This window comes from Stutzerimonas stutzeri RCH2 (assembly GCF_000327065.1).
GTDB classification, from domain to species: domain Bacteria; phylum Pseudomonadota; class Gammaproteobacteria; order Pseudomonadales; family Pseudomonadaceae; genus Stutzerimonas; species Stutzerimonas stutzeri_AE.
In genome coordinates this window covers 886,598-902,758 of the sequence record NC_019936.1, presented here as the reverse complement: position 1 = coordinate 902,758, position 16,161 = coordinate 886,598, and the positions used below count along the sequence as shown (strand labels likewise).

Annotated in this window: 19 protein-coding genes; 6 read left to right on the top strand and 13 right to left on the bottom strand. The window is 63.5% G+C overall.

The window, feature by feature from the left end; translation table 11 throughout:
* Window positions 1-3: 3 nt before the first annotated feature.
* Together PSEST_RS04065 and PSEST_RS04060 are read left to right on the top strand one after the other, a co-directional pair.
* Window positions 4-687, top strand: a complete 684-nt coding sequence (locus PSEST_RS04065; protein WP_015275768.1) for a Crp/Fnr family transcriptional regulator — start codon at window positions 4-6, stop codon at window positions 685-687.
* A gap of 67 nt (window positions 688-754) precedes the next feature.
* Window positions 755-946, top strand: coding sequence for a hypothetical protein (locus tag PSEST_RS04060; protein ID WP_015275767.1), 192 nt, complete (start codon window positions 755-757; stop codon window positions 944-946).
* 401 nt (window positions 947-1,347) lie between these two features.
* On the opposite strand, the gene PSEST_RS04055 is transcribed toward PSEST_RS04060, so the two are convergent.
* The 13 genes from PSEST_RS04055 to PSEST_RS03995 form a co-directional block, all read right to left on the bottom strand.
* Window positions 1,348-3,189: a nitric oxide reductase activation protein NorD gene (locus PSEST_RS04055; RefSeq protein ID WP_015275766.1), complete on the bottom strand. Its 1,842-nt coding sequence runs from the start codon at window positions 3,187-3,189 to the stop codon at window positions 1,348-1,350.
* Between the two features lie 82 nt (window positions 3,190-3,271).
* Window positions 3,272-4,696 (bottom strand): cbb3-type cytochrome c oxidase subunit I, encoded by a 1,425-nt coding sequence (locus PSEST_RS04050; RefSeq protein ID WP_015275765.1) that lies wholly within the window; start codon window positions 4,694-4,696, stop codon window positions 3,272-3,274.
* 44 nt (window positions 4,697-4,740) lie between these two features.
* Window positions 4,741-5,181, bottom strand: a complete 441-nt coding sequence (locus PSEST_RS04045) for a c-type cytochrome (protein WP_014819180.1) — start codon at window positions 5,179-5,181, stop codon at window positions 4,741-4,743.
* A 252-nt stretch (window positions 5,182-5,433) separates the two neighbouring features.
* On the bottom strand, window positions 5,434-5,940 hold the full coding sequence (locus PSEST_RS04040; RefSeq protein ID WP_015275764.1) for an Lrp/AsnC family transcriptional regulator: 507 nt from the start codon (window positions 5,938-5,940) through the stop codon (window positions 5,434-5,436).
* Window positions 5,915-6,358: an Lrp/AsnC family transcriptional regulator gene (locus PSEST_RS04035; protein ID WP_015275763.1), complete on the bottom strand. Its 444-nt coding sequence runs from the start codon at window positions 6,356-6,358 to the stop codon at window positions 5,915-5,917. The genes PSEST_RS04040 and PSEST_RS04035 overlap by 26 nt, the downstream gene beginning before the upstream one ends.
* Entirely contained in the window at window positions 6,351-6,863 is a 513-nt protein-coding gene (locus tag PSEST_RS04030) for an Lrp/AsnC family transcriptional regulator (RefSeq protein WP_015275762.1), read from the bottom strand. The genes PSEST_RS04035 and PSEST_RS04030 overlap by 8 nt, the downstream gene beginning before the upstream one ends.
* A complete protein-coding gene (locus tag PSEST_RS04025; protein ID WP_015275761.1) occupies window positions 6,860-7,318 on the bottom strand; it encodes an Lrp/AsnC family transcriptional regulator in 459 nt (152 codons plus the stop codon). The genes PSEST_RS04030 and PSEST_RS04025 overlap by 4 nt, the downstream gene beginning before the upstream one ends.
* A gap of 1 nt (window position 7,319) precedes the next feature.
* Window positions 7,320-8,495, bottom strand: coding sequence for a cytochrome D1 domain-containing protein (locus PSEST_RS04020; protein WP_015275760.1), 1,176 nt, complete (start codon window positions 8,493-8,495; stop codon window positions 7,320-7,322).
* A complete protein-coding gene (locus PSEST_RS04015; RefSeq protein ID WP_015275759.1) occupies window positions 8,492-8,833 on the bottom strand; it encodes a c-type cytochrome in 342 nt (113 codons plus the stop codon). Before PSEST_RS04015 ends, PSEST_RS04020 begins: the two co-directional genes overlap by 4 nt.
* Window positions 8,834-8,851: 18 nt before the next feature.
* Window positions 8,852-9,166, bottom strand: a complete 315-nt coding sequence (locus PSEST_RS04010; protein WP_015275758.1) for a c-type cytochrome — start codon at window positions 9,164-9,166, stop codon at window positions 8,852-8,854.
* 317 nt (window positions 9,167-9,483) lie between these two features.
* Window positions 9,484-10,359 (bottom strand): ethylbenzene dehydrogenase-related protein, encoded by an 876-nt coding sequence (locus PSEST_RS04005; RefSeq protein ID WP_015275756.1) that lies wholly within the window; start codon window positions 10,357-10,359, stop codon window positions 9,484-9,486.
* Window positions 10,360-10,408: 49 nt separating this feature from the next.
* On the bottom strand, window positions 10,409-11,014 hold the full coding sequence (locus PSEST_RS04000; protein WP_015275755.1) for a cytochrome c3 family protein: 606 nt from the start codon (window positions 11,012-11,014) through the stop codon (window positions 10,409-10,411).
* A 69-nt stretch (window positions 11,015-11,083) separates the two neighbouring features.
* Window positions 11,084-12,766, bottom strand: coding sequence for a nitrite reductase (locus PSEST_RS03995; RefSeq protein ID WP_015275754.1), 1,683 nt, complete (start codon window positions 12,764-12,766; stop codon window positions 11,084-11,086).
* A gap of 343 nt (window positions 12,767-13,109) precedes the next feature.
* Here PSEST_RS03995 and PSEST_RS03990 point away from each other — a divergent pair, with 343 nt between their 5' ends.
* The 4 genes from PSEST_RS03990 to nirJ all read left to right on the top strand — a co-directional run bounded on the left by PSEST_RS03990 (window position 13,110) and on the right by nirJ (window position 16,097).
* Entirely contained in the window at window positions 13,110-13,922 is an 813-nt protein-coding gene (locus PSEST_RS03990) for a CbbQ/NirQ/NorQ/GpvN family protein (RefSeq protein ID WP_015275753.1), read from the top strand.
* Window positions 13,906-14,493 carry a cytochrome c oxidase subunit 3 gene (locus PSEST_RS03985; protein WP_015275752.1) on the top strand — a complete coding sequence of 196 codons (588 nt, stop codon included), beginning with the start codon at window positions 13,906-13,908 and terminating at the stop codon, window positions 14,491-14,493. The genes PSEST_RS03990 and PSEST_RS03985 overlap by 17 nt, the downstream gene beginning before the upstream one ends.
* Window positions 14,494-14,496: 3 nt before the next feature.
* Complete coding sequence (locus tag PSEST_RS03980) at window positions 14,497-14,745, top strand: cytochrome C oxidase subunit IV family protein (protein WP_015275751.1); 249 nt, start codon at window positions 14,497-14,499, stop codon at window positions 14,743-14,745.
* A gap of 170 nt (window positions 14,746-14,915) precedes the next feature.
* The gene (gene nirJ, locus PSEST_RS03975) at window positions 14,916-16,097 is read left to right on the top strand and encodes a heme d1 biosynthesis radical SAM protein NirJ (RefSeq protein ID WP_015275750.1); all 1,182 of its coding nucleotides are present in this window, start codon (window positions 14,916-14,918) and stop codon (window positions 16,095-16,097) included.
* Window positions 16,098-16,161: the final 64 nt, after the last annotated feature.

Sequence of the window (16,161 nt, the reverse complement as noted above, 5' to 3'; positions counted from 1 at the left end):
TGCATGGTGCTTCACCGCGTACACCACCAGATCCTCCGCAGTCACCACCTGTTCGAACCGCTGAACGAAGAGCAGATGGAAGAGCTGCTCAATGCCAGCCAGCTGCTCAATCTCGACAAGGGCGACAACCTGTTCCATCAGGGCGAGCCGGCACACCACTTCTACTTCGTCATCTCCGGCGCGGTGAAGGTCTACCGCCTGACACCGGACGGTCAGGAGAAGGTCTTCGAGGTCATCGGCAACCGCCAGACCTTCGCCGAAGCCATGATGCTGATGGATACCCCCAACTACGTGGCCTCGGCCCAGGCGGTTTGCCCGTCCCAGGTCTATCGCTTCTCCAACGCGGCCTACATGCGTCTGCTGGAAGCCAACCAGCGCCTGACCTTCGCCCTGCTCGGCAAGCTCTGCGTGCGTTTGCACCAGCGCATCAACGAGATCGAGACGCTGTCGCTGAAAAACGCCACGCACCGCGTGGTGCGCTATCTACTGACGCAACTGGCGCGCGCGAAAGATGAAGGCAACAGCTTCGAACTGCCGATGGCCAAGCAGCTGGTCGCCGGGCACCTGTCGATCCAGCCGGAAACTTTTTCACGGATCATCCGCCGGCTGATCGACGAGGGCATCATTACCCAGGAAGGTCGGCAGATCGCCATCCTCGATCGCCAGCGGCTCGAGCAGTTCGAGTGAGTTGATTGTCGTCAAAGCCCGCGGTTTTCCCACCGTGTCAGGCTCTACCGACCAAGAGGAAACCGCCATGCCCAGATGCCTGTACTGCCAACAGGACAACCCGCCGAACGAAGCCGAATGCAGCAACTGCGGCATGCCGCTGCCGGAACACGCCGACAGTGCACCGGAGCGCCGGCAACGGCGCTTCCTGTGGTTCTGCATCGGTCTGAGCATCTTCTGCGCGGTGATGATCGTCTGGTTGCCGCGCTATCTGTTCTGATGGCCTTCCCGACAAGGCATAGCCGTAGGGTGGATCACGCTTCACCGATCCACCGATCCACCGATCCACCGATCCATCGAACCACCGATCGATATGCACGGTGGATGTGAAAAGCGACATCCACCCTACACGCCACCCACCTGCCCGACGAACCCTCGTCGGTCGTAGGGTGGATCGCGGCTCACCGATCCACAGACCCACCGAACGGTGTGCACGGTGTATGTGAAAAGCGACACCCACCCTACATGCCACCCCACCCGCCTACTCACCGAATCCCGTCGGTCGTAGGGTGGATCGCGTCTTACCGATCCACGGGGTGGCCACCCACCGCGCGGTATGCACGGTGGCTGCTGAAAGCGACATCCACCCTGCGATACCGTCGCGTGCCAGTCACCTTGCGCTTACGACTGGGTCAGCTGCTTGTACAGCTGCGGCAGGCGGAACGGCAGTTGCTGCGGTTCCTTGATCAGCGTGTAGCCATTGGCGCCGAACATGTACGGCAGGTAGTCGCCAGCCTCACGGTCGATGGTGATGCAGAACGGCAGCAGACCCTGCTTGCGTGCTTCCATCACTGCCTGGCGGGTGTCTTCGACGCCGTAACGGCCTTCGTAGAGATCCAGGTCATTCGGCTTGCCATCGGTCACCAGCAGCAACAGCTTGCGCCGCTGTTTGCAGTTGCCGAGCAGCTCGGTGGCCTGGCGGATCGCGGCGCCCATGCGGGTGTAATAGCCAGGCTTGAGTGCCTGGATACGACCGCGGGTTTCGTCGCCATAGGGCTGACGGAAGCTCTTCAGCTCCTGCATGCGCACCTGCTGGCGACGTAGCGAAGAGAATCCGTATAGCGCGAACGGGTCGCCGACCGCCGACAGCGCTTCACCGAACAGCAGCAGGCTGTCGATGACCACATCGATCACCCGGTGCTCGTTGTCCAGGTGCGCGTCGGTGGACATGGACAGGTCGGCCAGCAGCAGGCAGGCCAGGTCGCGGCGATTCTGCCGCTGCTCCATGAACAGGCCGCGCTCGGCGCACTGGCCGTTCTGCCGCTCGACGTGGAAGTCCAGCCAGGCCTGCATGTCCAGTTCGGAACCCTGGGGTTGCTGGCGCAGCCACTGGCGGTCGTTGCGCAGGTGCTCGAACTGCCGACGCAAACGCCGCGCCAGCGGCGACAGGTGCAGCGGCAACGGCTTGGCCTCGGCGCCGCGGGGCAGCATCAGCTGCAGGTTGACGAAATCCTTCTGCAGGCACTGCTTGCGATAGTCCCACTCGGGCAGCTTGATGCCTTCGCCCAGCGGCACATCGTCGAAATCCGCGGCCGGCAGGTCCAGATCGAGCTTGAGCCCGCCGCCCTGGCGCATGCGCTGACGGGACAGCGCCAGCTCGTCGAGATCCTCGGCGACACGTGCTGCGTCGAGGTCTTCGGTGTCGTCGCCGCAGCGATCCAGTTCGATGTGCTCGGACCAGCTGAACAGGTTCTCCAGCCGGAACAGCAGCAGACCGCCCTTGCTGGAGCTCTCGTCCACCCGCCGGGCGCGCTTGCGCTGGCGCGATTCGCCGCCGGGCGGGGTTTCCAAATTGCCCTCGCCCTCTTCGGCGCGCTGGGCGGCCTGGGGTTCACCAAGATTGTCGGCCGGATACAGCCACAGCGGCAGCGGCCAGGGCGCGCGCTCGCTGCGTGGAAACTGGCTGACGCTACCCGGCTCGCGCAGGGCCTGGCACAGCGCCGCTTCCAGCGCGGCCTCGGCCTTGGGCAGCTGGCTCGGGTCCGGGCGCAGCTGCAGATGAGCTTCAACCAGGCGCTGATAGCGCGGGCGCATGGCCGGAAACTGTTCAAGGATTGCCTGGGTCCAGCGCTGGTTGTCACGCGCCCAGTGGCGCATCGGCCCGGCCTGCGCCGCGAGCAGCGCCAGCCAGCGGTAGAGATCCTGGTTCAGCGAGACTTCCGGATAGACTGCCAGGCTCTGCGGCAGCCGCAGGTTGCTGGCGTCGCACCAGGCCACCGGCAGTTGCTTGCAAGTCCCGGCGACCTGTTGCAGCAGGTTGCGCCTGAGCAGCAGATCGCGCGCGCTGGCGGCTTCGACGCCGACCCCGCTGGCGCCGCCCATGGCGCGGAACAGCAGCGACAGCGGCCGCTGCATGCTCTCAAGCTCGACCCGTGCTTCCGGAAAATCCGGGTTGGCGCGACGGGTGATGAAGCGGTGCCAGACACTACCGACCCACTCTTCCACTTCGATGGTAAAGGCCATGGCGGTTACTCCGTGCAGGCACTGAAAAAGCAAAACGGCCCGCTGTTACCAGCCGGGCCGTCGATCCTCATTGCGACTCGTCTCAGGCCGCGGCGGCAGCTGCTGCTACGACCGGTACCCGACCGCGCTGGCGGAAGCTGTACAGGTAGCAGACCAGGCCGATCAGGAAGAACACCCCGGCGATCAGGCGCAGCCAGAAGAAGATGGCCAGCTGGTCAGCGGTGTTCATGAACGACATGGCAGCGCCATCGGCAGGGATCCGCTGCAGCCACACCTGCACCACGCCGGCTGCGGTGAGGAACAGGGTGATCGCGACCATCGAGATGGTCATCAGCCAGAAGCCCCAGACTTCGATGCGCTGAGCGCGTGCATCCGGTGCTTCGCCCAGGCCACGCAGACGCGGCATGGCGTAGCTGATCATGGTCATCACGATCATCGCGTAGGCACCGTAGAAGGCCAGGTGGCCGTGTGCGGCAGTCAGCTGCGAACCGTGGGTGTAGTAGTTCACCGGAGCCAGGGTGTGCAGGAAGCCCCACACGCCGGCACCGAGGAAGGCAGTCACGGTGGTGCCGATGGCCCACAGCGAAGCGGCCTTGTTCGGATGCTCGCGGCGGCGACGGTTAACCATGTTCAGCGAGAACAGCACCATGGCGAAGAACGGCAGCGGTTCGAGGGCGGAGAAGATCGAGCCCAGCCACAGCCACACGGTCGGTGCGCCGATCCAGAAGAAGTGGTGACCCGTACCGATGATGCCGGTGATCAGAGCCATGGCGATGATCACGTACAGCCACTTCTCGACCACTTCGCGGTCCACGCCGGTGATCTTGATCAGGACGAAGGCCAGCATCGAACCCATGATCAGTTCCCACACGCCTTCCACCCACAGGTGCACGACGAACCACCAGTAGTACTTGTCGCGTGCCAAGTTCTCGGGGTTGTAGAAGGAGAACAGGAAGAACACCGCGAGGCCGATCAGACCGGTCATCATCACCGTGCTGACCACGGTCTTGCGACCCTTGAGCATGGTCATGCCGACGTTGTAGAGGAAGCCCAGGGCCACCACCACGATGCCTATCTTGGTGATCGTCGGCTGCTCGAGGAACTCGCGCCCCATGGTCGGCAGCAGTTCGTTCTTGGTCATTTCCGCCAGCCCTGCATAGGGCACGAAGAGATAACCGAGAATGGTCAGCACGCCGGCCGCGGCGAACACCCAGAACAGGATGATGGCCAGTTTCGGACTGTGCAGTTCGCGGTCCGCTTCCTCGGGAATGAGGTAGTAGGCCGCACCCATGAAGCCGAACAGCAACCAGACGATCAGCAGGTTGGTGTGAACCATCCGTGCCACGTTGAAGGGCAGCAGCGGGAACAGGAAGTCACCGATGACGTACTGCAGCCCCATGATCAGACCGAAGAGGATCTGACCGACAAACAGGATCAGTGCAAACACGAAGTAGGGTTTGGCAACGGCCTGCGATTGGAATTTGAGATGCGGATTGATGATGCTCATCTCGTGGCCCCTCCAGTGAAATCGGAAACAAAGACGTCCATCAATCAACCCTCCCTGTTTGGCGGCCAGTTGTTGGTATCGATCTTCGAAGTCCACTTGAGGAACTCCGCCATATCGTCAACTTGCTGTTCGGTCAGATTGAACTGGGGCATCGCACGACGACCGGGGGCGCCGAGTGGCTGGGCCTTCATCCAGGCGTGCAGGAAGGGCTTGAAGGCCTCTTCACCACCACGACGGACGAACACGTTGCCCAACTCCGGCGCGAAGTAGGCGCCTTCACCGAGCAGGCTGTGGCAGCCGATGCAGTTGTTGTTTTCCCAGACTGCCTTGCCGCGTACTACCGCTTCGGTCATTTCCGATTCGTTCGTGCGTTCGGGGAAAGTCTGCTCTGTGTGGTAAGTAAGACCGAGGAATACCAGGAAGAAGAAGACGCTTCCTCCGAAGTAGATATTCCTGGCCATACCCTTGGTGAAGGTCTCGGACATGGTCGCCTCCTCATGGCTTGGCGTGGCCAGTTTAAGAAGGCGCCTATCGAAACCTGCTTGATGGCAATCAAGAAAAACCCGAACGTGGCAGTAGGGCTTTATGAGGAGATGGGAGGGAGGACGCAAAGCCTTGCGGGGCAAGGCCTGTAGCGATTCAGGCGGTTTGGACGCGCCAGTTTTCGCTGCTGCAATCGGCTCTTTCGGTCACGCCACGGTGCGCAACTGCACCTCGGCGTGGCCGCTGACGACAGATCAGGCGCGGCGCTGACCCGCCAGGCGCAGGCCGGTCTTCTTCAGGATGCGGCTGGATACCAGCATCTCGTTCGCCCGACAGGCACCGCCGAGCAGCGCGCGGATCTGGTTGCGATAGGCCTCGATATCACTGGCGTCGCGCCCGTGCACCATGGCGAACAGGTTGTACGGCCAGCCTTCCTGGCGCGGCCGGCGATAGCAATGGCTGACGAAGGGCTGCGCGCCGATCAGCGCCCCCAGGCGTGCGATTTCGTCATCGTCGACATCCCACACGGTCATGCCATTGTGCCGATAGCCGAGGCGGTAGTGGTTGGGTATCGCCGCAATCCGCCGGATCGCGCCATCGGCCTGCAGGCGCTGCAGCAGTTCGAGCGTCGCGTCGACATCGATCCCCAGCTCATCGGCAAGCCAGGCCCAGGGATCGGCCACCAGCGGCAGCCCGGCCTCGGTCAGCTCGATCAGGCGGCGGGTCAGGCCTTCATCAGACGGGGAAGTGCAAACCGACATGGAAGGTTTCCTCTTTCGGCAGATTCAGCACCGCCAGGCCGGTTTCGGCCTCGATGCGCGCAATGCTCTCGGCAATGCCCTGCGGGGTTTCGCAGCCGAGCACGAACCACATGTTCCAGCGGTGCTCACGGCGATAGTTGTGCGCAACCTCTGGCATCGCTGTGAGGTGCGCGGCGACCTCGTCGAAGCGCTCCTCGGGTACGGATAACGCAGCCAGGGTAAAGGCACCGCCGAGGCGGTCGATATCGAACATCGGCCCGAAACGGGTCAACGTGCCATCCTCGAGCAAGGCCTGTACCCGCTCGCGCAGGGCCTCGGATGTGCTGCCAAGCTCCTCGGCGAGCGCTTCCCAGGGGTGACGAACCAGCGGCAGGCCATGTTGCAGCCGATTGATCAACTGGCGATCGAACTCATCCATTGGCGCTCTCCACCAACGGTGGCGCAAAGCGGCCGCCGCACTGCTTGAACGCCCGCGTGCTGAACAGCAGCTGGTGCGGCACATCGCTCAGGCCGTTGTCGGCCAGCAGGCGCTCGATCAGCTGGCAGACCTGCTCGCGCTCGCGCCCATGGACCATGCAGAACAGGTTGTAGGGCCACTGCGGCAAACGTCGCGGGCGCTGATAACAGAGATTGACCCCCGCCGCCTGGCCGAGTCGTCGGCCTATTTCGTCGACCTGCGCATCGGGGATGTCCATCACCAGCATGGCGTTGGCGCGAAAACCCAGCGCGCGATGCTTGAGCACCAGGCCGACGCGACGGAACAGCCCTTCTTCCTGCCAGCGCTGAATCTGCTCCAGCACGCGCTCCTCGACGCTGCCGATCTGCTCGGCGAGTCGCTGATACGGGCGTGCAGCCAGCGGCAGGCCGCCCTCGAGCAGGCGACGCAACTGCATCGCCTGCAGCTCGTTGAGGCAACCGGTCATGACGGGTCTCCCAGCGGAAAGCCAAGGTCGATACGAAAGGCGTGCAGCATCGGCAGGTCGAGCGGGGTGAGCCCGGTGTCGGCTTCGATCTCGGCCAGCAGCCGGTCGATATGCGGGCGATCCGGCCCGGTCAGCACGAACCAGAGGTTGTAGCGATGCTCGCGCAGGTAGTTGTGATTGACCTCGGGAAAGGCATTGATGCGTGCAGCCACCTGCTCCAGGCGTGCCTCGGGCACGGCCAGTGCGACCAGGGTGCTGGCGCCGGCACGGCTGTGTTCGAACACCGGGCCGATGCGCGACAGGCCACCGCCGTCCTGCAGCTGTTCCAGACAGACGAGCACCTCGTCCTCGCTGCAGCCAAGCTCCTCGGCCATGGCGCGGTAGGGTTCGGCACACAGCGGCATGCCATGCTGGTAGCGGTCGATCAGGCGGCGGCTGAGTGCGTCGATATGCATGTCACAACCCCGTCTCGTGGGCGCGGCTGCTGAAGAAGATGCCGCTCGGACTGTGCGCCGGCAGTCGCTTGAGCAGCTTCAGGGTATAGGGATCCCAGACCTGGATTTCCTCGCCATCGCGCACCGACAGCCAGAGCTGGTCGCCGCGGGCGGTGAACTCCATGTGCAGCACGGCCGGGCCCGGTTCCAGATCGGCGATGATCTCGTGGGTCTCGCTATCGATGACCTGTACCTTGCCGTTGTCGGGGTGGGCGAAGTTGACCCAGATCTGCCGCGCGTCCGGTCGTGCCATGACGAAGATCGGCTGACCGGCAACGTCGATGGCGTCGGTCTGTTGCCACTTCTCGGAATCCATCACCAGCACCCGGTGCTGGCCGACCGCGGGCACGAAGGTCTGGTTGCCGGCGACGGTCCAGCCTTCCAGGTGCGGCATCTTGTAGACCGGCAGTTTCTGCTGGCCGCGACCATAGCCGTCGAGAATGCGCTCGACGCCCCGCTCAGGGTGCCAGAGGTCGATCTTGGCCATGCCATCCTCGCCGAACAGGCCGGCGATGTAGTATCGGCCCTCCGGCGTCAGCAGGGCATCGTAGGGCTGGCGGCCGATGCCCTCGAAACGGGTAATCTGCGGCTCGTTGCCTTGGCTGAAATCCAGCAGCCAGGTTTCGTCGGTATCGAACAGGCTGTAGATGAAGCGCCGACCGGGTACGTCGATCACGCCGACGACGCGGGCATTGCGGCTGCCATCGGCCAGCGGCGTGGCGGGAATGTCGGCCACCAGCTCCAGGGTATTGGCGTTGAACACCTTGACCCCGCCCGGCTCGTAGTTGCCGACCGCGATCAGCGTGCCGTCCTGACTGATCGCGCCGCCGATGCTGTTGCCACCCTGGATCACCCGGCGATCGATGCGCTGGCGCAGCAGGTCGACCTTGGTCAGCCCGCCATCGCGGCCGAACACGTAGGCGTAACGCTGATCACGGGAGAACACCACCGAGGCGTGGGACAGATCGCCCAGCCCCTCGACACGGGCAAGCTGGCTCTGGTTGGTGCTCTCGATGATCTGCAGACTGCCGGTGGCGCGCTCCACCACCACGCCCAGGTCACCGGTACCGCGCAGCGGTTGCTGCGCGCAGGCCGCAAGCAGGCCGGCCGCAGCCAGCAGCAGAAAAGGACGAATCATGGCTTGGGATATCCTTCCAGAAGGCGGTCGACCAGCCAGGCGATGTCCTGCTCGTCGAGCAGCGCATTCCAGCCGGGCATGGCGGTGCCGGGGCGGCCGTGGGTAACGGTAGCAATGAGACTGTCGCGGGGTTTGCCAGCGAGCGCCTCGCGGGTCAGCGCGGGGCCGAGGCCGCCAGTCATGCGCAGGCCATGGCAGGAGCCACAGTCCTGAAGTAAGAGATGGTCGAGCTTCGCCTGGCGCTCGGCAGCGGGTGCTGCGGCCAGGGAAAGAGGAATCAGGAGAAAGGACGCCAGGGCCAGCCCCAGACGTGAAACGGCGTGTCGGGCAACTGTCATGGCGTCCTCCGGGGCGACTTACTTGAGGCTAAGAACCCACTCGGCGAGGGTCTTGGCTTCCTCTTCGGTGACTGGGTTTGGCGGCATCGGGATCGGACCCCAAACGCCTTGGCTGCCATTCTTGATGTGCTGGGCCAGGGTGTCGGCGGCGCCTTCGACGCCCGCGTTCTTGGCGGCGACTTCTTTCAGAGCCGGGCCAACCATCTTGGTGTCGACGCTGTGGCAGGCCGCGCAGGGCTTGCTCTTGAACAGCGCTTCACCGTCCTGAGCCAGAGCCGGCTGCAGGGTCAGCGCGCCACCAAGGGCGAGCATCGGGATAAGGATTTTCTTCATTAGAACTATTCCTCAAGGCTAAAGGGGTGAACGTTACCGCCCACCCAAAGGGTGCTCAGCAAAACGCACTGAGCAAGTGCACGGTAAATTTACCGCTTGTGCTAGGCAACCTTTTGTCCTTGGTCATTGTTTGTGGGTTCCGGACCTCAAACGGCTGCGTCGCAACCGGTGCGGGCAAGCTCAGGATGAATGAGCCGCTGTAGCGCTTCCTTGATTGCAATCAAATCGTTCCGCTGGCGCCCCGCCGTTGCCAGCCGCTGGTCGGCTACCGGAAAGCACAGGGCCGGCATCATGCCGGCCCGTTGCCTCTCGCCTGGTTACTGCTTGGCGGCAGTGATATCGCCCTGGGCGTCGATACCCAGCGTGTAGCCGAGCGACACATGGTGGTAGCGACCGGTGGCACTGTCATCGTGGATGGCGAAGCCGAAGTTGTAGAGATTGCCAGGAGCCAGCGTCACATCGCCTTCGCCACCAGCGAACTTGCGGGTGAACACCACGGACCAGGTATCCCCGTCGAGCTGCCCCTGGGCATCGACCAGCGCCTGACCACCTTCCATCACCCGCTCGGTAGCGACGTAGCCATCGAAGGCCTTGTTCTCGCCACTGCGCCACTGGTTCAGGTCGTAGTACACGCCGTTGGCCAGCGAACCGTCCTTGACGTACTTGGTCTTGGTGTCGGCGGCACCGGGCATGGTGCGCGCGTCGCCATGGCAGCTACCCCAGCAACCGCCTGCCTCGGCCAGCTCCACCTTGGAGCCGCCTTCGAGCATGTAGGCGATCTTCACCGGATTGTCGGCGTCCATCGGCGCTGCGCCGGAGGCAGCCGGCTGCTTCCAGGTGAAGCGCAGGTAGAGGTTTTCGCCGTCATTGGCGGCCTGGACCTTGGCATTGATGAACGGCGCCTTGCCGGCGATCGGGCTGGGCTCGAGCTTCTTGCCGCTGGCCATCTTGGCGCCCATGTCACCGGCTTCCTCGGAGTGGCAACCCGCGCAGGTTTCGCCCTTCTTCAGCGCGCGTGCGCCGCCGTGCTCGGTGCCCTTGGTGATCCATTCCACCGGCGATACGCCCGGATAGAACAGGGTGACATCGGTCGCTGCCACCGAATTCCAGTCGGCAGGCGCGGCGGCCATAGCACTCTGTGCACCGAAGGCGATTACCGCCCCCACTGCACTGGCCATCAGAGTCTTTTTCATAATCGGTTCCTCATCATCGATGGTGTGGCTGGCCCGCCAGGACCGTAGGTCAGTCTTCGTCTTCTTCGGTCATACCTTCGGGCAGGTGATGCGCGATGCCCTTGTGGCAAGCGATGCAGGTCAGGTTGTCTTCGCGCGCCATCTCGTGCTGCTTGCGGGCACGCTGCTTTTGCATATCGGAGCTCATGCTTTCCAGGCTGTGGCAGTTACGGCATTCGCGCGAGTCGGATGCCCTCATCCGCGACCATTCACGACGCGCCAGGGTCAGGCGCTTGGCTTCGAATTTCTCGGCCGTGTCGATGGTGCCGACGATCTTGCCCCACAGCTCCTTGGAGGCCTCGACCTTGCGCACCATCTTGTGCGTCCAGTCGCGCGGCACATGGCAGTCCGGGCAGGTGGCACGCACGCCGGTACGGTTGGCGTAGTGAATGGTTTCCTTGTACTCGGGGTAGACGTTATCGCCCATCTCGTGACAGGAAATGCAGAAGGTTTCGGTGTTGGTGGCTTCCAGCGCGGTGTTGAAGCCGCCCCAGAAGATGATCCCGGCAACAATGCCCACCACCAGAATGCCGCCGAGCGAGTAGCGCGTGCTCGGCCGCCGCAGTAGCGCAAGGATGCCGCCCTTCTTTTGCTTGTTGCCGTCTTGATCTGTCATGGAATCTGTTCCCTTGCCAGACCCACCGCGCCAGGCGCGGTGGGTGTTAACAGGCAATCCTCGGGCGGATTAGTACACGTCGTACATGGTGTTGAAGACGTTGAACTTGCCGGTCGGCGTGATGATTGCCGGGTCGGTGATCACCTTCTTCAGCTTCAGCGTCTTGTCGTCGTAAATCACGATCGCGGACTGGTCGGTCTTGCCACCCCACAGGGAGATCCACACCTCGTTACCCGCCTCGTTGTACTCGGGGTGGGTAGCGCGACGGATCGCCTTGCTTTCCGGCAGGCCGGAGTCCTTGGCGACGTCGAGACGCTTGGGCTCCTTGCTCAGATCGGCCAGGTCGTAGACGTAGACGGACTCGGCGACTTCCCGCTCGGGGTTCATCGGCGCATCGGCCCAGAGGTTCTTCGACTTCGGATGGGTCTTGACGAAGAGGTTGCCGGCGCCCGGCATCTTCAGCTCCTGCACCACCTTCCAGTTGTGCTCCTTGTACTTGGCGTACTTCGGATCGTCGGACGCTGTGGAGATCAGCGAGACAACGTCGTCACCCAGATGACCGGTAGTCCAGACCGGGCCGAACTGCGGGTGGATGAAGTTGGCGCCGCGACCCGGGTGCGGGATCTTCGCGGTGTCGACCAGCGCGGCCAGCTTGCCGGTCTTGGTGTCGACCGCAGCGACCTTGTTGGAGGCGTTGGCAGCGACCATGAAGTAGCGCTTGGAGTAGTCCCAGCCGCCGTCGTGAAGGAACTTAGCCGACTCGATGGTGGTGGTCTTGAGGTTCTTCAGGTCGGTGTAGTCAACCAGGATGATCTGCCCGGTTTCCTTCACGTTGACCACCCACTCCGGCTTGATGTGCGAAGCGACGATGGACGCGACGCGCGGCTCGGGGTGGTATTCGCCATCGACGGTCTGACCACGGGTGGAAACGACCTTGATCGGCTCCAGGGTCTCGCCATCCATGATCGAGTACTGTGGCGGCCAGTAGGTGCCACCGATCAGGTACTTGTCCTCGTAGCCCTTGAACTTGGAGGTGTCCACGGAACGGGCATCGGAACCCAGACGCACGGTGGCCACGGTGGTCGGCTCTTCGTACCACATGTCGATGATGGTGGTCAGACCGTCGCGGCCAACGGTATAGACGTAGCGGCCGGAAGCCGACAGGCGCGAGATGTGCACCGCGTAACCGGTGTCCAGCACCTTCCAGATGGTATGGGTGTCGCCGTCAACCAGGGCCAGCTTGCCGGCATCGCGCAGGGTGATGGCGAAGACGTTCTTCAGGTTGATCTTGTTCATCTGCTTCTTCGGACGCTGATCAACCGGAACGATGAGTTTCCAGCTGTCCTTCATGTCCTGCAGGGAGAACTCTGGCGGCACATCCGGAGTGTTCTGGATGTAGCGCGCCATCATGTTGATCTCTTCCTTGGTGAGGATGTCGTCATAGTTGACCATCCCGCCCTCGGTGCCATAGGCAATGATGTTCTCCAGGCGCTTGGTGCCCAGATTGAGGGTGCCGCCCTCGGTCTTCTTGCCATCCGCCTCGGTCTTGCTCCAGTGCGGCTCGAGATTCTTACCCGTGGCTCCTTTACGCAGAACGCCGTGGCAACCGGCACAGCGTTCGAAATAGATCTGCTTGGCCGCTTCTTTCTCTTCGGCGGTCATCTCTGGGGCAGCAGCCTGGGCGACTGCCAGACCAAGCAACGATAGGCCGGCGATCAGGCCAGCCAGGATAGGTTTACCAACATTGCTCATCCTTCTCTCCTATGGGAGCGCTTCTGGCGACTCCTGCTAGTTACGGCGGTGTGGCAGTTCCCGGGGACTTCTTCTTTTTGCGATTTGGATGCTATGAGAGCGGCAATCCGAAAGCGCTTGACGGCAATCAAGAGAGCCCCCAGCACCCCTGCGGCGTGACGCCTTGTCGCGGAGACTCCCGCTCGACGGCGGACGAACGCCCTTTTTTCGCCACTGATACGCGCTGTATCTCGTCCAACTCTTGATCACAATCAAGCTTCGCCGGCGGGCGGCTTGAGACACCCAGGAGGGATCGGTAGCGTGGCAATCGAAATAACCAACTGCTGCCGTGAGGTACTTGCCTGTGAATGCGTTTGAAATCCCGACTGCTGCCGGCACGCCTGACGCGCCCTTCTATCAACCGCTGGGCAACGAAGAACAGCTGTTCCAGCAAGCCTGGCAACACGGCATGCCGGTACTGATCAAGGGCCCGACCGGCTGCGGCAAGACCCGTTTCGTGCAGCACATGGCGCATCGCCTGAACCTGCCGCTGTACACCGTGGCCTGCCACGATGATCTGTCCGCCGCCGACCTGGTTGGCCGCCACCTGATTGGCGCCCAGGGCACCTGGTGGCAGGACGGCCCACTGACCCGCGCAGTGCGCGAAGGCGGCATCTGCTACCTGGACGAAGTGGTGGAGGCGCGGCAAGACACCGCCGTGGTATTGCATCCGCTGGCCGACGATCGCCGCGAACTGTTCATCGAGCGCACCGGCGAGGCGCTCAAGGCGCCGCCGGGCTTCATGCTGGTGGTGTCCTACAACCCGGGCTACCAGAACCTGCTCAAGGGCATGAAGCCGAGCACCCGTCAGCGCTTCGTGGCGATGCGCTTCGACTATCCGCCGGCCACCGAGGAAGAACGCATCGTCGCCAACGAGGCGCAGGTGGATGGCGAACTCGCCGCCCAGGTGGTCAAGCTTGGGCAGGCACTGCGCCGGCTGGAGCAGCACGACCTGGAAGAAGTCGCCTCGACCCGCCTGCTGATCTTCACCGCGCGGATGATCCGCTCCGGCATGACGCCGCGCCAGGCCTGCCTGGCCTGCCTGGCCGAACCGCTGTCGGATGACCCGCAGACTGTCGCCGCGCTGATGGATGTGGTCGATGTCCACTTCGGCTGACACCTTCTCCAGCCCGACCCGGCGCCTGCCGGGCGATCTGGCGATGTGGTTCTTCATCCTCGCCGAGCTGACCGTCTTCGCCATCCTGATCCTGGCGTTCGCAGTCGCGCAGATGGTCTACCCCGAGCAGTTCGATGAAAGCCGCGCGGCGCTGGACAGCCCCATCGGCCTGGCGCTGACCCTGAGTCTGCTGACCTCGGGTCTGTTCGCCGCGCTGGCGGTGGAGCAGGTACGCCAGGCCCGATCCGCACGCGCAACGCTGTTGCTGCTAGCCGCGCTGGGGTCTTCCTGTGTCTACGTGGTGCTCAAGCTCAACGAGTACGGCCATCTCGCCGGGCTCGGCCTGGGCATGGAACACAACACCTTCTTCACTCTGTACTGGATCCTGACCGGCTTTCATTTCCTCCATGTGCTGCTGGGCATGGTGATTCTCGGCTGGCTGGCCATGCGCTGCCGCCGCGGCGCCTACGGCCCCGACAACCACAGCGGGCTGGAGTCCGGAGTGCTCTACTGGCACATGGTGGATATGGTCTGGGTGCTGCTGTTCCCGCTGGTTTACGTGTTGAGGTAAGTCATGTCCGCTTCGAAGGTTCTGGTGGCCTGCTGGCTCGGCCTGGCCGTGCTGTCGGTCTCCACCGTCCTGCTCGGCAACGCCGGCGCCACGCTGGCCTTGACCGCTGCTGTTCTGCTCACCGCGTTCGGTAAGGCCTGGCTGATCACCGACGGCTTCATGGAGCTGCGTCATGCCCCGCGGGCATGGCGTCTGTTGCTGCTCGCCTGGCCACTGGTGCTGGTGCTTGGCGTCCTGCTGACGCTGCTCTGACCAACGGTCTCCCTCCGCAAGAAGCTGACAAAGCGGTCAGCCCGCCCCCCGCGCCTTTTATTGTTTACGATCAAGGCCAGCCCTACCCCGCTCGGTGATCCTGCTGCCCAAGGAGCGGGCGGCCACCACGGCGCGCCCTGCGAAACACGCTGCCGAAGCGGAGCCGCCACATGTTGAGAATCAGTCATTACCTGCGCGCCCTGGCCCAACCGGCCACACAGGTACTGGGAGCCCGCAGCACCAGCGGCAAGCGCCCACCCGTGGTGATCTGGAACCTGCTGCGGCGCTGCAACCTGACCTGCAAGCATTGCTATGCCACTTCCGCCGACAGCGAGTTCCGCGACGAGCTGGATACCGACGAGGCGCTGAAGGTCATCGATGAACTTCATGAAGCCGGCGTGCGGGTGCTGATTCTTTCCGGCGGTGAACCGCTGTTGCGGCCCGACATCTTCCTGCTGGCCGATTACGCCCGCGACAAGGGCTTCTTCGTCGCCCTGTCGACCAATGGCACGCTGATCGACGAGAACAACATCGGTCGTATCGCCGCGGCGCAGTTCGACTACGTCGGCATCAGCATCGACGGCCTGGAAGCGGTGCATGACGAATGGCGTCAGCTCAAAGGCAGCTTCGCCGCCTCCATGCATGCGATCGACCTGTGCCGTCAGCGCGACATCCGTGTCGGCCTGCGCACTACCCTGACCCAGAACAACTACCCGCAGCTGCCGGCGTTGCTGGCGCTGATGCGCGAACACGACGTGCAGAAGTTCTATCTCTCGCACCTCAACTACAGCGGTCGCGGCAAGCGCAGCAGCAAGGCCGACGCCCATCACCAGATGACCCGCGACGCCATGCGCCAGCTGTTCGATCAGGCCTGGGACGACGTACAGCACGGCCGCGAGACCGACTTCGTCAGCGGCAACAATGACGCCGACGCGATTCTCCTGCTGCAGTGGGCCGAAGAGCGCCTGCCGGAACATCGTGATCGCCTGGAAGGCATGCTGCGCGCTTGGGGTGGTAATGCTTCGGGCAGTGGTATCGCCAATATCGACAACATCGGCGACGTGCACCCCGACACCTACTGGTGGCAGCACACCGTTGGCAATGTGCGCCGGCAGCGCTTCAGCGACATCTGGCTGAACGACCCCGCCCCACTGCTGCAGGAGCTGCGCCAGCATCCGCGGGCCGTAGGCGGTCGCTGTGCCGACTGCCGCTGGCTGGCGATCTGCAACGGCAACACCCGTACCCGCGCCTGGGCGCAGGGCGATCTCTGGGCCGAAGACCCGGGCTGCTACCTGACCGACGCAGAGATCGGTCGACCAGCCGCCGAGCGCATCCCCAGCATCGCCATCTGATCAATCGAAGCGGCCAGCAAGCGCCGCAGCAAGCACTCCGTAAGTCCGATGAGCATTCAGGAGC